This window comes from Paenibacillus tengchongensis, from assembly GCF_008973665.1.
GTDB classification, from domain to species: Bacteria; Bacillota; Bacilli; order Paenibacillales; family Paenibacillaceae; genus Paenibacillus_AQ; species Paenibacillus_AQ tengchongensis.
The window spans coordinates 234,084-249,273 of record NZ_WACP01000002.1 but is presented as its reverse complement, the minus strand read 5'-3'; the positions used below and the strand labels follow the sequence as shown (position 1 = coordinate 249,273).

Annotated in this window: 11 protein-coding genes and 1 riboswitch; of the genes, 2 read left to right on the top strand and 9 right to left on the bottom strand. The window is 56.2% G+C overall.

Translation table 11 applies throughout. The features are described from left to right. Nucleotides 1-7 precede the first annotated feature (7 nt). The 5 genes from F1381_RS04035 to F1381_RS04015 all read right to left on the bottom strand — a co-directional run bounded on the left by F1381_RS04035 (nucleotide 8) and on the right by F1381_RS04015 (nucleotide 6,705). Complete coding sequence (locus F1381_RS04035) at nucleotides 8-226, bottom strand: hypothetical protein (protein WP_151733537.1); 219 nt, start codon at nucleotides 224-226, stop codon at nucleotides 8-10. A 202-nt stretch (nucleotides 227-428) separates the two neighbouring features. After that, nucleotides 429-1,556, bottom strand: a complete 1,128-nt coding sequence (locus tag F1381_RS04030) for a response regulator (protein ID WP_151733536.1) — start codon at nucleotides 1,554-1,556, stop codon at nucleotides 429-431. Between the two features lie 19 nt (nucleotides 1,557-1,575). Continuing rightward, nucleotides 1,576-4,665, bottom strand: a complete 3,090-nt coding sequence (locus F1381_RS04025; RefSeq protein WP_151733535.1) for a hybrid sensor histidine kinase/response regulator — start codon at nucleotides 4,663-4,665, stop codon at nucleotides 1,576-1,578. A 151-nt stretch (nucleotides 4,666-4,816) separates the two neighbouring features. Further along, a complete protein-coding gene (locus F1381_RS04020) occupies nucleotides 4,817-6,112 on the bottom strand; it encodes a nucleobase:cation symporter-2 family protein (protein WP_151733534.1) in 1,296 nt (431 codons plus the stop codon). Then, a complete protein-coding gene (locus F1381_RS04015) occupies nucleotides 6,106-6,705 on the bottom strand; it encodes a xanthine phosphoribosyltransferase (protein WP_151733533.1) in 600 nt (199 codons plus the stop codon). The genes F1381_RS04020 and F1381_RS04015 overlap by 7 nt, the downstream gene beginning before the upstream one ends. 108 nt (nucleotides 6,706-6,813) lie before the next feature. Further along, a riboswitch (purine riboswitch) is annotated at nucleotides 6,814-6,917 on the bottom strand. A 437-nt stretch (nucleotides 6,918-7,354) separates the two neighbouring features. Between F1381_RS04015 and F1381_RS04010 the strand changes: the two genes are divergently transcribed. Both F1381_RS04010 and F1381_RS04005 read left to right on the top strand, forming a co-directional pair. Further along, a complete protein-coding gene (locus F1381_RS04010; RefSeq protein ID WP_151733532.1) occupies nucleotides 7,355-11,131 on the top strand; it encodes a response regulator in 3,777 nt (1,258 codons plus the stop codon). Nucleotides 11,132-11,181: 50 nt separating this feature from the next. Continuing rightward, nucleotides 11,182-12,357, top strand: a complete 1,176-nt coding sequence (locus F1381_RS04005) for an ATP-binding response regulator (protein ID WP_151733531.1) — start codon at nucleotides 11,182-11,184, stop codon at nucleotides 12,355-12,357. 66 nt (nucleotides 12,358-12,423) lie between these two features. On the opposite strand, the gene F1381_RS04000 is transcribed toward F1381_RS04005, so the two are convergent. The 4 genes from F1381_RS04000 to F1381_RS03985 form a co-directional block, all read right to left on the bottom strand. Next, nucleotides 12,424-13,107, bottom strand: coding sequence for an S-layer homology domain-containing protein (locus F1381_RS04000; RefSeq protein WP_151733530.1), 684 nt, complete (start codon nucleotides 13,105-13,107; stop codon nucleotides 12,424-12,426). 111 nt (nucleotides 13,108-13,218) lie between these two features. Further along, entirely contained in the window at nucleotides 13,219-14,145 is a 927-nt protein-coding gene (locus F1381_RS03995) for an AEC family transporter (protein ID WP_151733529.1), read from the bottom strand. A 163-nt stretch (nucleotides 14,146-14,308) separates the two neighbouring features. Further along, on the bottom strand, nucleotides 14,309-14,788 hold the full coding sequence (gene greA, locus F1381_RS03990; protein ID WP_151733528.1) for a transcription elongation factor GreA: 480 nt from the start codon (nucleotides 14,786-14,788) through the stop codon (nucleotides 14,309-14,311). A gap of 92 nt (nucleotides 14,789-14,880) precedes the next feature. Next, on the bottom strand, nucleotides 14,881-15,171 hold the full coding sequence (locus F1381_RS03985) for a DUF6509 family protein (protein ID WP_151733527.1): 291 nt from the start codon (nucleotides 15,169-15,171) through the stop codon (nucleotides 14,881-14,883). Between the last annotated feature and the right edge of the window lie 19 nt (nucleotides 15,172-15,190).

Genomic DNA, 15,190 nt, shown 5'->3' with positions numbered 1-15,190 from the left:
CCTGGCCTTAGCCTTCCGAGCGCATCGGGACGAGCAGCAGCTCCAGCTTGCCTTCGTCTACATTCAGCCGGCCTTCCACCGCCTCGTACTCCCGTCCGCTGACCACAATATAATTCACATGCTCAAGCGCCGTAATCATATTCATGCTCCATACGCGCTCTTCGATAATGGTTAAGTCGCCGTTCGGTAATTTCTCAAAGAGGACGACCTGCATCCCGTTATCCATTCCAATCCCTTCCCTTCTGATCGCTGTGTCTATGCAACTGATACGCGGCAACCCGCCGATCGTTTCATCTCTCCGCAGCATCAGCCGGTTAATGCGGACTAAATGAAACCGGTATCCGCTGCTGTCTCATAGAGCGGGCGGCAGTTATATTGTCTCTGATAAGGTCCAACTAAATTCTATGGCTTTCCAGTTCTTCCTGCAATCAAAAAAGTCCCAGAACCCAGCTTTCCATCATCCGGTCCGGGCGGATGCCCAGTTCGCTTTCCAGCAGTTCCTTATATTTGTCATAATGCTTCCGGAAGCCGAGCAAATCACCGATATCCGCATAGCTGCGCAGCGCAAGCCGGCAGATCTCCTCCGAGTAAGGATCGATCTCCTGCAAGGCGAGCAGCCGGCCCAGCGCCTGGCGCGGACGCAGGGCGTCCAGCTCGTATTCCGCCGAACGCAGCGCCATCTGCAGGTAACGTGCCTGCAGCTCCTTGCGCCGCGTCTCCGCCCAGCCGTAATGATGCTCGCCCAAATAGTCGCCGCGGTACAGCGCGAGCACCGCTTCCCGGCGATGCCATTCTTCTTCTGTCCGCACCCTATCGCCCTGCCAGCCTTCCTCGAATTGCTGCGTATCCAGCAGCACATTCCGCATCAGCAGCCGGTACCGCTCCTGCGAGAATTCGACAACCACATCCATATTCCAGGTTTTGATCAGCCTGCGGATATGGTATACCGTGGTGTGCAGGTTAGTCAGTGCCTTCTCCGGCTTGAAATCCGGCCAGATCAGATCCACGATGGTATCCTTGAGAATCCATTGCCCCTGATGATGAAGCAGCAGCGCAAAGACCTCCTGAGCCTTGCTCGTCCTCCACTGCAGCTTGCGGCCGGGCTCCTCGCTGTCCAGAAATTCCAGCCGCTTGAAGCACAGTATCGCCTGCTGCCGGCCACTCCCCTCCGGAGCGGCTGTCTCTATCCCGCCGGGCTCCGGGCTCTCGACGAGCCGTTCCAGCGTCTTGCCCAGCCGCTGGGAGGTTACCGGCTTCAGCAGGTAATCGACAGCATTGAGCTCGAAGGCTTCAACGGCGTACTCGGAATAGGCCGTGCTGTAGACAATCCGGATACTGCGGTCCAGACGGGCGATATGCTCCGCCGCCTCCAGCCCGTTCATCTCCGGCATGCCGATATCCAAAAAGACGATGTCCGCCTTCTCCTGCTGCAGATGCTGCAGTCCCAACCGCGCCGAAGTATATTTTCCGGCAATCTCCAGACGCCCGTCCTTGAGCAGCAGACGTTCCAGATGCTGCAGCGCCGGCTTCTCATCATCGATTAGTATTGCTTTCATCTTTTTGCCACCCCTCAGGTTATCCATCCAATGAAGTATTCGTGCGCGGTATCGCATAAGAGATTGTTGTGCCAAGGCCCTCCCTGCTCTGAATCATCAGGCCGGTGCCGTACATCTTAAGCAGCCGCCTCTGGATGTTCCGCAGCCCGATGCCGCCTTCGGCGCGTTCCTCCGACAGCACCTCGGCCACCCGTTCTCCGCTCATGCCGATTCCATTGTCCGTCACGGCAACCGCCAGCTTATCCGGCAGCAGCCTGATGGAGAGGGTCACAGTGCCGCCGGCTTCCTTCTGCATCAGGCCGTGGTTGACGGCGTTCTCCACGATCGGCTGAATGCTGAGCGGCGGCACCAGTTCCCGGATATAGTCGGGAACATCGAAGACGACCCGCAGGCGCTCATCGAAACGTGCCTGCTCCAGCGCCAGGTACGATTTGACCAGGTCAAGCTCCTTGTCCAGCGGGACCGTCTGTCCGCGGCTCTGGAAATCAAAGCTGCTGCGCAAATACTGGCTGAGATCCAGCAGCAGGTCTGTCGCCTTATCGGGGTCCTCCGGACATACCGAAATAATGGCATTCAGCGCGTTATAAAGAAAGTGCGGCTTGATCTGTGCCTGCAGAAATGCGATTTCTGTCTGCACCGAGACGCGGATCGACTTGCGCATATCAAGCAATGTCTGCACCCGTGCCCTGAACTCGCGCAGCTCTACAGGCTTGCTCAGGTAGTCATTGGCCCCGGCCTCAAAGACGGCCTGAATGTCCTGCGGGCGGTTGCCTGCCGTCAGCACAAGAATCGGCAGCTCGGACAGCACAAACCGCTCACGGATCGCCTTGCACAGTACCAGCCCCGGCATTTCCGGCATTACCCAGTTCATAATGACGAGATCCAGCTCCGGGTAATCTTGCATGAAGGCCAGCGCTTCGGGACCGCTTGAAGCAGTAACCACCGTATGGTTCTCCAGCCGCAGCGCATTGGCCAGCACCTGGCGGTTGACCGGGTCATTCTCGACAACCAGTATGAAACAGCAATCCTCCGCTTTGGAGTTTCCGCCCACCGCTTCGCTCTCAGCCGTGACGGCTGTTGTTTCCCAGCCGGTCACTTCCAGATAATCCTGATCCAAAAATGCTGGCCTTTCTTTAATTATCGGCACGGTGAAGGTAAACACCGAGCCCTGTCCCCATTCAGAGTGGGCTGACATCGCTCCTCCGCCAAGCTCTACAAGCTTCTGGACAATATTCAGGCCGAGTCCGTACTCGCGGGATGCCGTTTTTTCGTCGCTGCCATCCGCCGCAGAGACATCAAAGATGCTCCGCAGGCGCTCCGGTGCAATTCCGATGCCCGTATCGGCCAGGGTGACGGCAACACAGCCCTCCTGGACCTTAGCCGACAGCGTAATCGTTCCCCCGGGCGTGTGACTCACCGCATTCGAGAACAGATTGAACAGGATTTGAATCAGCCGCTGCTCGTCGGCGTCCAGCAATGGAAGCTGCGCCGGCAGTTCCAGCCGGAAATCGAGTGCAGGATTGCCTGCCAAATGGCGCGTCACCTCCAGCACGGAGGTAGCCACCGTGCGGAGATCCACCGTCTGCCGCTGCAGGAACAGGCCGCCATGATTCAGGAGGGCAAAGTCGGACATATCATTAATGAGCGACGACAACCGTTTTCCTGTGGACACGATCATCGCCAGTTGCTCGCTTTGTTTGGCATTCAAGGTTCCGGCAGCTCCTTCATTTAAGGTCTGCGCCAAATTGACAATTCCAAGCAGCGGCCTGCGAAGTTCACGGGAGGTTTCCTCCATGAAATTGTCTTTCAGCCCGTCGAGGGACAACAGGCGGCGGGAGAGCTGCTCCACTTCACGGAAAGACGCGGCATATCTGCGGGTGAGCACCATGGCCTGGAACAGCGCAAACAGGATAATCTCGTAAAGCAGCACATAATAATTGAGGCTGAAGCGGGTGATGCTGATCAGATAATATATAATAACGAGACTGAGGCTTTCGATGCTGACCATCATCAGAAACATGTCTTTGGAATTCCTTCGCGTCGCCTGGATCATATAATAGAGCACCAGGCTCAGGCTGATGCCGCCCCAGAGGATCAGCAGCGGCTCCAGATAGCTGAACCAGTAGGCCGGAACAAACACTGCAGTCAGTAACAGCAGGCCCGTCCCCGCTTTGGCCATTCTCATCAGGCCTGCAGAGACTGGATAATTAACAGAATTGGCCATGTAATGCAGCAAATAATAGTACACCAGCGTTGAGGAAGCCAGTTGCAGCTTTAATACAATTTCATAGGGCAGGTCCGGGAGGACGACGGAAACCAGCTTTTCACCGTGGGTCAAAATATACACAAAGGCAGCCATGCAAAATAATCCGAGATACAGCGTAATCCCCCGGCTCGCCCGCACCCGCGAGAACAGCAGCAGGAAAAAGGACAGCAGCAAAAAGCTGAACAGCACGACGCCGTCGGAAAGCAGGGCCACCTCCCGGCTCTTCAGGATGGAATGCTGATCCCCGAAGACGACCGGGGAAATGATACCGCCGGTGCTGTAACTGTAGTTGGCCACCTGGATAACAATATCCACATCGCCTCCTTCTACAGCCGCGAAGCCTGTATACGGAATATTGTTCTGCCTGCCGCCTGCCGGCGTATCTGCCGGCAGGCCGCTGTTGCCGACAAGCTGCCCGTTCAGGAATACCTGGCTCGCCGTCCGGATGTTGCCGACCCGCAGGCCGTAGACCCTCTCCCCGCCGGCAGGCACTTTAAGCTGCAGCCGGTAGGTTCCGTATCCTTTAGCTGCCGGCCTTCCGTCGCCGGTCAAATATGTATTCCATTTCCCCGGCACCTGCACCAGTGCGGACGGCGCCGGACGGCCCCCTCCCGGCTCAATCCCGGTGAAGTCTCCGGGATTCAGCAGAGCATCCGGATAGAACGCCCACTCTCCGTTCAGGCTGACCATTCCGCTCTTGAAATCCCAATCCCTCAGATCGATGACTCCTCCCCGTGCCACGGGCATATCATGCCCGCTCGTGAAGACCTCTACAAGTGCAATCAGCGGTACGATTAATACCAGCAGCAGGCTGGCGACTATGCGTTGCCAATATTTCTTCATTGGTGTGTCCTTCCCGGATGTTTGTATATAAATCTGTGCTGACACTATCTATTAAAGCAAAATGCCGCAGTTCAAAAGGCAAAACAAAAAGCCGATTCCAATTATTTCGGAATCGGCAGCCATTCTTATTATACCTTGCGATTGGCAGTTTTTACTTGGTTTCCGGGGCAACGGCAGAAACGGGCGCTTCTTGGGTCCGGGACAGGAATAGATTCAGGACAATCGCCGTCAGCGAGCCGGAGACGATGCCGTTCTGCAGCAGCATTCTGGCGAATTCCGGCAGCTGGCCGAACATCGACGGCAACACCGCCGAGCCGAGGCCTACGGCAATGCTGCAGGCGGCAATCAGCAGGTTCCCGTCCTTACGCAGATCGACTTCGGAAAGGATGGACATGCCCGAAGCGGCGACGGAACCGAACATGACGATCATGGCTCCGCCGAGAACCGCGTTCGGCACGACCGTGGTCAGCGCGGCCAGCTTCGGCAGCAGCCCCAGCACGACCATAATGCCGCCCGCTGCAAAGATGACGTTGCGGGTCTTGACGCGGGTCAGCGACAACAGGCCGACATTCTGCGAGAACGCCGTATACGGGAAGGCGTTGAACAGCCCTCCGAGCATAATGGCCAGGCCTTCGGAGCGCAGACCGTTTACGATCTGTTTCTGCTCCACCTTCTGGTCGGTGGCTCTGCCTACGGCGAAGTAGACACCGGTCGATTCAACCATGGAAACGATATTAACGATAATCATCGTGAAGATAGCGGTAATATTAAACTCCGGCCAGCCGAAGTAGAACGGCTGCGCAATGCTGACCCAGGAAGCGGTGCCGACGGAGTCGAAGCTTACAATCCCCATGAAGTAAGCAATGACTGTACCAACCACCAGCCCTACCAGAACGGAGATGGAGCGCAGGAAGCCTGTGGCCAGACGGTTCACGGCCAGAATGACCAGCAGTGTAATCAGCGCCAGCAGCAGATTGCGCGGCTGCCCGAAATCGCTGCTGCCCTCGCCGCCGGCCACATTGTTCATCGCCACCGGGATCAGTGAAAGTCCGATAATCGTAACTACCGAGCCGGTCACCACCGTAGGGAAGAACCTCAGCAGCTTCCCGTACAGCGGGGCGGCCAGGACAACGAACAAGCCCGAGATGATAATCGCCCCGTAGGCGGTGGCCAGATTGGAGCCGGAGGCAATGGCGATAATCGGGCTGACCGCCGTAAAGGTACAGCCGAGCACAACCGGCAGCCCGCTGCCGAAATACTTGCTGCCCATGACCTGCAGCAGCGTAGCCAGGCCGCATGTGAACAAGTCCGCGGCAATCAGGTAGGCCATCTGCGTTCCGCTCAGGTTAAGCGCCCCGCCGACAATCAGCGGTACAATCACGGCTCCCGCGTACATGGCCAGCACATGCTGCAGGCCCAAAGTAAACACTTTCTGTTTGCTTAACATTCCGCACTCTCCTTGATCCGTTCTGATATAAAATGGACTTCCCCGGGAGCCATCGAGGCGATCCGGGCCAATGAATGGACACGGATGCCGCGCTTCTCCAGCAGGCTCCGCCCTTCCTGAAAGCTTTTTTCAATCACACAGCCTACGCCCACCAGCTCCGCCCCCGATGCCTCCACGATATCCGCAAGCCCGACAAGAGCAGCGCCTGTGGCCAGAAAATCATCGACAATCAGCACTTTATCCTCCGGTCCCAGGTATCTCTGCGATATGCTGATCCGGTAATCCTCCTGACGGGTGAAGGAATGCACCGGCGCCGAATACACCTCTTCGGACTGGGTGACCGCCTTCTTCTTCTTGGCGTACACAAACGGCACTCCGAGGGCGATACCGGCGGCCATTGCAAACTGGATACCACTCGCTTCCACCGTCAGGATCTTGGTTACCGGCTCCTCGCCAAATATGGCTTTGAACTCGCGGCCGATCTCCAGCGCCAACGCGGTATCCACCTGATGGTTCAGGAAGGAGTCCACCTTCAGCACAGTATCCGATAATATCTGCCCTTCTTCTCTGATGCGCTCTTCCAGTACCTTCACTTCATGAGACCCTCTTTCTGTCTGATTCAATAAAAAAGGACAGATCCCCTGAGCGTTTCTCCTCAAGTGAATCTGTCCTTCCGGTCCCTGTGCGTACGGCAAAGAACCCTGAATGCTATATTCACTCATAGTCGGACAATTACAGTGGTCGTCCGGTAGAAACTTATGGGCCATATCCCCAAGATTATATGAGTCTGTACTTCTATTCGGCTTAAATACCTGTTTATCTTACACGCTCTGTCCGATCCTTACAAGCACAATTTTTTAGCAATCCATGAAAATTTCATGTACCTTTCATATCATTTCATGTTCTTCCCTCTTGCTGGGCAGGCGTTGATTTACGTTCTGCCCGCACCCGGATTGATCACGCTTTGGGGCGGGACGAACTTCTACGATTAACAGCCCGTTTACAAGACAGCAGCAGGCTGTAGGCGGAGGGGGTGGGAGCCACGCGCACAACAGCGATGCCTCCAAACGGCGGCCTGTGGCCCGGCGCAAGCGCAGATAATTCCTTGTTTTGGAAGACTGTACACCATAGCGCCGCAAATCTATTACGATATTGAGACTTAGGGCGGTATTTTTTTTGTCTTTCACGCGCTTTCCAAGCTATAATTAATATTTGAGAAATCTAAATCAAAGGCGGGCGAATATGAACATCAATCAGCAAGTCAGGTTGGCAGCATTTGCCTTCATCGCATTATTCGGCGGCACCGTTATCATAGCATTTACCAATTCTGAAGGATGGGGCAGGATCCTGATTTCCGGGTTCGGCGCCGTCGGCATCCTGCTGGGAGGCACCCTTATCCTGGGAGTCAGCAGGAATATCGCCCGGGGAGTGGAGCGGATTGCCCGGATTACCAGCGATATTGCCCGGGGAACCACTGATATTAACGCATCCTTTACCGAAAGGGACGATGAATTCGGACAGCTGGCCCGTTCCTTTCACAGCCTTGCCGTAGACCTTCAGCATAAGCGCGAAGAAGAGCGTGTCCTGCGGATCAAAGCAGAGGAGCAGGCCTGGATCAACGATCAGGTATCGGAGATTGCGCTGCTGCTGCAAGGCTCAGTGAAGCTGACAAAGGCATCGCGGATATTTATCAGCAAGCTGGCCGGTACCGTCGGGGCCAGTTACGGGGCAATATACTTGAAGAACGATGACCATCTGTTGTTCGCGGCTGGTTATGCTTTTGACGCTGCTGCCGCTCTGGACAAGCCTATCCCGCTCGGCAGCGGGCTGGTCGGACAGTGTGCGCTGGACCGGGAGATCAAGGAGCTGCGTGAGTTGCCCGGCGATTACATCCGCGTCCATTCAGGACTCGGACAGACGGTGCCAAGCCTACTATATCTTGTGCCTGTTCTCTACGAACAGGATGTCGTTGCCGTTATTGAGCTGGCCGGCCTGAAGGAATTCTCTCCGCGGGACCGCCAGCTTATTGAACGCACTGCCCACAATATGGGTGTGATTATCAATACACTGGCCGATGTGGCCCGGATTGAAGATCTGCTGCGTGAATCCCAGCTGCAGAAGGAAGAGCTCGAGGCGCAGACCGAGGAACTGCAGGCCCAGACCGAAGAGCTGTCTGCGCAGACACAGGAACTGGCTGCCCAGACCGAAGAGCTGTCCTTCCAGCGGGAGGAGCTGCGTTTGCAGGCTGAGAGCCTGCTTACGTCCAATGAATCACTGAAGCGGGAAATGGAGCTGACGGCCGAGCAGAAGCTCCACATTGAGGCGCAAACGGCCGAATTGGCCAAGCAGGCCCAGAGTCTTGCCGATGCCAACCTCAACCTGCAGCAGGAGATCGAGCTGACGGCACGCCAAAAGGAAGAAATTGCTGCACAGGCCGGCGACCTGCTCAACCAGAAGGAGGAGCTTGAAGCGCAGACGCTCATGCTCCAGAACCAGACTGTTCAGCTTCAGGAGCAGAAGGAGGAGCTCGAAGCGCAGACGCAGGAGCTTCGGGCGCAGACAGAGGAGCTGTGGGCCTCCCAGGAGAGCCTGCGGCAGCAGGTGGAAATTACCGACCGCCAGAATGCGGAGATTGCCGCGCAGGCGGAAGATTTAGCCGAATCCAACCGCAATCTTAAGCGGGAATTCGAGTTGACCGCCCGTCAGAAGGCGGAAATCTCCACACAGGCCGAGCAGCTGCTGGGCCAGAAGGAGGAGCTAGAAGCACAGACGCTGCAGCTTCAGAAGCAGACCCTCCAGCTCCAGGAGCAGAAGGAAGAGCTGGAGACGCAGACCGAGGAGCTGCGCACCCAGACGGAAGAGCTGACCGTCTCCCAGGAGAGTTTGCAGGAGCAAATCAAGCTGACCGAAGCCCAAAAAGATGAAATCAAGGCCCAGGCCGAGGAAATCTTCCTGGCCGCCCAGTACAAATCGGAGTTTCTGGCCAATGTGTCGCATGAGCTGCGCACTCCGCTGAACAGCCTGCTGATTCTGTCCCAGATTCTTGCGGAGAACAAGGATGGCAATCTCGACACCAAGCAGCTTGAATATGTTCATACTATTTTCTCGGCTGGCAAGGATCTCCTGCAGCTGATCGACGAAATTCTCGATCTGGCGAAGATGGAAGCCGGCAAGATGAGCGTCGTCTTCGAGCCGGTCGTGCTGCAGCATCTGAGCACCCAGCTCTACCGCCATTTCGAGCAGCAGGCCAAGAAGAAGCATATCCGCTTCGATGTCCATTGCGACAGCCGGCTGCCCGAGGCGCTGGTCTCCGACGGCCACCGGATCCAGCAGGTTATGAATAATCTATTGTCCAACGCCCTGAAGTTTACCCCTGAACACGGTTCAGTTTCGTTGTTCATCCGTACAGAGGGCGAAGAGATCGTCTTCTCCGTCAGCGATACCGGCATCGGGATCGCCGGCTCCAAGCTGGAAAGCATCTTTGAAGCCTTCCAGCAGGCCGACGGCACCACCAGCCGCAAATATGGCGGTACAGGCCTGGGCCTTACCATTTGCCGCGAACTGGCATCCATGCTGGGCGGCAGAATAGAGGTCGATTCCGCCGAAGGCAAGGGCAGCACTTTCTCACTCTTCCTGCCGGCAGAGCCTGCCGAAGCGGATATTCAGGCGCTGGTGGCAGCGACAGATTCGTCGCGCAGAGAAGCAGAGCTTGATAAAGCTGCACAGAGCGTCGCCGCAGAAGAAGGCGGCTTCCGCGAATCCTTCATTCCCGACATTTCCATCTCCAACCCGAAGCTGCTGCAGCACAAAGAGATGGACGATGACCGGGAGAATCTGTTGAGCGGCGATACGGTGCTGCTGATTATCGAGGAGGATGCAGAGTTCGCATCCATTCTGCTGAGGCTTGCCCGCAGCAGAGGCTTCAAGGCGATCGTCGCCTTCCAGGGCGACCAGGGTCTGGCGCTGGCCTATGCCTATAAACCCGATGCCATACTGCTTGACCTGCATCTGCCGGTACTCGACGGCAGATCAATTATCAGCCGGCTCAAGAGCCGGCCGGAGCTGCGTCATATTCCGGTGCATGTCATCTCCACCGCCGAAGAGAACCAGCAGAGTCTCGTAATGGGTGCCCTCTCCTTCTGGAAGAAGCCGAGCGATGTGGCCGAGCTGGAGGCCGCCTTCCTGCAGATTGAGACGTATATCCGCCGGCCGGTCAAGAGCCTGCTGATCGTTGAGGACAACAAGACGCTGCGCTCCAGTCTGGTGGAATTTATCGCCCACCCCGACGTGCGCATTGTCGCCGTCGGCACCGGCCGCGAGGCGATGGAACAGCTGGCCAGCCATCATTTTGACTGCATGGTGCTGGACCTCGGCTTATCCGACATTACCGGCTTCGATCTGCTGGAGCAGATCAAGACCAACCGCAAGCTGCAGACGTTGCCGGTGATCATCTATACCGGCAAGGATCTCAGCAAGATTGACGAACAGCGTCTGCGTCATTACGCTGAGAGCATCGTGCTGAAGAACGTACGGTCCATGGAACGGCTCTACGATGAGACCGCGCTTTATCTGCACCGCAAGCATGCCGATCTACCGCGGGACAAGCAGCTGCTGATCGAGAAGCTGCACAACCCGGAAGCGGCCTTCGCCGGCAAGAGCATTCTGCTGGTCGATGACGACATGCGAAATATTTTTGCTTTGTCCAGCGTACTGGAAGGTTATAATATGGACATCGCCTTTGCCCAGAACGGCCGGGAAGCCTTGGAGCATCTGCAGGAGCATCCCGGCGTAGAACTGGTCTTCATGGACATTATGATGCCGGAAATGGACGGCTACGAAACGATGCAGCGCATCCGTTCCATGCCGGAATACGATCATCTGGTGATTATCGCATTGACTGCTCGCGCACTGGAGGAAGACCGGATGAAATGCCTGGAGGCCGGCGCCTCCGACTATATCTCCAAACCGATCAATACCACACAACTGGTGACCGTGCTCAAAGCTTGGCTAATTCAGTAGACTTACATCTTGGCAACCTGGCAATGACATATCGGATCGCGGGAGGAACTATGGAACACCCTGTTTATATTTTGGTTGTGGATGACCGGCCGGACGAAATTCTGTCCATCCAGGCGCTGCTGAGGGATACGCCTTACCGCCTGGTAGGGGCGAATTCGGGCATGGAGGCTTTGAAGTGCTTGCTGGAGCAGGAGTTCGCCCTGATCATTATGGATGTGCTGATGCCGGACATGGATGGATTTGAAACTGCCAAACGGATTAAGATGCGGAAGAAATCCAAGGATATTCCGATTATTTTCCTGACATCGCTGACCTCGGAGCTGGAGAATTACATGATGGCTTATTCGTCGGGAGCGATCGACTTTATGACCAAGCCGTTCCATCCCCTGATTCTGAAAAGCAAAATTGAAGGCTTCGTCCGTCTGTACCAAGCACGCAAAGAACTTGTGCTCAAGACACAGGAGCTGGAGCACGCCAATCTGGTGCTGACTGAGCTGAAGGAGACCGCCGAGGTTGCCCTGCAAATCAAAGGGGGCTTTCTGGCGATGATGAGCCATGAGATCCGCACCCCGCTTAATGGAATTATCGCCATGTCCGACATGCTGCGGACTTCGGCGTTGTCGCAGGAAGACCGCGAGATGGCGGAAATTATCCATACCAGCGGGCATGCGCTCGTATCGGTTATCAATCATATCCTGGACTTCACGAAGATTGAATCGGGCAAAATGGAGCTGGACAATGAACTGTTTAACCTTCATGCCTGCGTGAAGGAGACCGTGGACCTGTTCCGGGCGCTGGCGATTGAACGTCAGCTGCTGCTGTACACCGAAATCGATCCGGATATTCCCCCGCTGCTGCTTGGCGACGGCAACCGCCTGCGGCAGATTCTGAACAATCTGATCGGCAATGCCGTCAAATTCACGTCTAAAGGCGATGTGAAGGTCTCTGTCAGACTGAAGGCAAAGGAAAAAACTACACTCACGCTGGAATTCGTTGTTGAAGATACCGGCATCGGCATTCCTGCGGAGAAGATGAAATACCTGTTTCAGCCGTTTACTCAAATCGATGCAACGATCAACCGCAAATTCGGAGGAACCGGGTTAGGCCTGTCGATCTGCAAAATGCTCGTCGAGCTGATGGGCGGCACGATCTATGCCAGACCGGACATGCCCCGCGGAGCGGCTTTTGTATTTACGATCGAGGTGCAGGAGGGAGCAGCCGAATAACCGGTCTCTCTTAAACCCATAAAGGCAAGCCCCGTTACCGGGAGCTTGCCTTTATTATTGTTACAATTATTGCCCGCCGGCTTCACCGGCAGGAGCCGGATGGGCTGCGACGTATTCCAGGGCATGATAGAGCATTTCCGCCGCTTCGCCGCGGGTGATGGAGTCGCCCGGGTGAAATTGCCCCCCGGTATCCAGACCGGCAATGCCGAGCGCCAGCGCCCGCTGAATGGAGCCGTCATAACCTGAAGTAATCTCCCCGCCGTCGGCAATGTCCACCGGGGCCAGCTTGATCACAGGCAGATTGCTGTGCTGTTCTATCGCCAGGATCAGACGGTGCGTGAATTCCTCGCGTGTCCACTCCTCACCCGGATTGAGATCACGCGGCAGATCAACTCCGTTGACCGCCGCTGTAATCAGCGCCTGGGCGTACCAGCCGCCGTTGTCCGCTTGGCTGAAATAGTCCGTCGCCAGCGGCTCTTTAACAAAGCGGACGGTGTCCAGGTTCAGGTCCAGCCCGTTGACCAGCAGCTCTACTGCCTGGGCAGCGGTCAGGGGCGCGTCTGGCATAAACGCTCCGCCGCCCACACCGTGAAGGATGCCTTTCTGCTGCAGCTCCACAATGTGAGCCTTGGCCGCGTTGCCTTCCAAGTCGGTAAAGTCCGCCCCCGCTGCAAAGCTCTGTGCGCCCATTGTCATTACCGTTACTGCCGTTGCCGCAATAAATATACGGCGCCACTTCTGATTCGCCATCTCCGGCCACCTCTTTTTCGAATATGGAGGGGAATTTCCTCCTTTTTCCTCCAGACGGACAAAGACCGGAAAAGTTGCAGGGCTTCTTGCCCTTCCGTACAATTCCTTCAATCAGTTGCCGACAACGGCAATAAGTACCGGCAGCACGGCAAAGGAAGCCAGTGTCGTCCACACGATGCAGCGTGAGACGAGCGATGGCGAGCTGCCGAAGCGCTCGGCCAGCACCACCGAATTGACGGCTACCGGCATGGATGCCAGTATGAGCAGCACCGAAAACAGCATGCCGGTAATGTTCAGCATCCAAAGAATCAGAGCGGCAATCAGCGGTGCCAGCAGCAGCCGGACAGTCAGTCCCGTCCAAAAGGCCAGCTGCACATTCCGGGCAGTCTGTGCGGCGTTCACCTTGACCATCTGGGCGCCGAGAACGGCCAGAACCACGGGCGAGTAGGCACCTGCCGCCAGGGATACGCCCTGTGCCAGCTCCTGGGGCATCTCCAGCTGCAGCGCGCGCAGCAGCAGCGCCAATGTTGCCGCATAGATTGACGGCAGCGAGAACACGGACTTCACCGCGCTCCGGACAGAGAATTGCGAACGGGCGGCGAAATAGACGCCGATCGTGTTGACGATCACCATCTGGGCGATAACATAGACGGAGGCCTTGTCCAGGCCCAGCTGTCCGAAGGCCAGCAGCACCAGCGGCAGCCCGTAATTCACGCTGTTGGTGAACGTGGATATCAGCGTCAGTCCTGCGGCTTCGGGCTGGGGAAGCCGCAGCATTTTGCCGAGAATAAGGGACAACGCCCACAGCACCAGCAAATTGAGCAGCGAGAAGGCCAGTGTCTTGTAGACATCATCGAAGGAAATCTCCGCCGTAGCCAATGTGTCGAGAATGATCGCCGGGCTGAGGAAATACAGATACAGCATAAGCAGCGGGCCGGTATCCAGGCGTTTGAACTTCCCCAGCAGCACCCCGGCCAGCACGGGAATGGACAAAGGTACAATGACCCCGAGCAGTGTGGACAATACATGTTGAATCACAGAACAGGACTCCTCTGTAAGCAGGTTACCCTCTACTATACCCCCCGCCCGCCGCCTCGTCTAAGACCTGTCAACAATATGCTCCATAGCTTTGGCCTATAGCACAACAAAAATCCCCGTGCTCCTGCCGAAGCGGGAACTGGGGATTGCAGAGTGCAGGCTGCTACAGCTTGATCTGCAGCAGCTCATATTTAATAATACCGACCGGGGCATCAACGCTGATGACATCCCCGACCTTCTTGCCGAGCAATTCTTTGCCCAGAGGGCTTTCATAGGAGATTTTGTTGTCCGACACATTGGCTTCCGCCGGGCTGACCACCCGGTATTCGATTTGTTCGGCGAACTCCAGATCATTCAGGACAACCAGCGAACCCACGCTGACCGCGTCCAGATTCAGGCTGCTTTCATCGACCACTCTTGCTTTGGTCAGCATCTTCTCCAGGGTCATGATCCGGGTCTCCATAAAGGACTGGTCCTCCTTGGCCGAGTGATACTCGCTGTTCTCCTTCAGGTCCCCGTAGCTGATTGCAAGCTTGAGCCGGGCGGCCAGCTCCTTGCGTCCTTCCGACTTCAGATGCCTCAACTCTTCCTCCAGCTGCCGCAAGCCTTCCTTGGTTACAATTACTTCTTCATTGTTGGACATAGTTACAACTCCTAATTCTTCCTGCGTTTTCTTATATTCTACCCCAAATCCGGGAAACATGCGAAATGGAAAACGCAATAATGCCCTGAGCCTTACTCCTCGGGGAGATGCTCTTTGCAGAACTGGGCCAGAAGCTCTTCTTCGTCATCCTCCAAATCGAAGTCCAGCAGCCTGCCGGTCGTCGTCTCCAGCAGATCGTAGGTCACTAAGCTGAACTCACCGCCTTCCACCTTAACAACCGCCCGGATGGAAACCCCGTTCTCCTCATACAGCTCGTCCTCCTCCGGCACGTCCAGCTGAATGAAGAATTCATACCGTTTGCCGCTGATAATCCCGAACGGATCGCGGATATATTCCACGGTATACTCTGTAAACGTCAGCATTGCCTATTCCCTCTTTCTC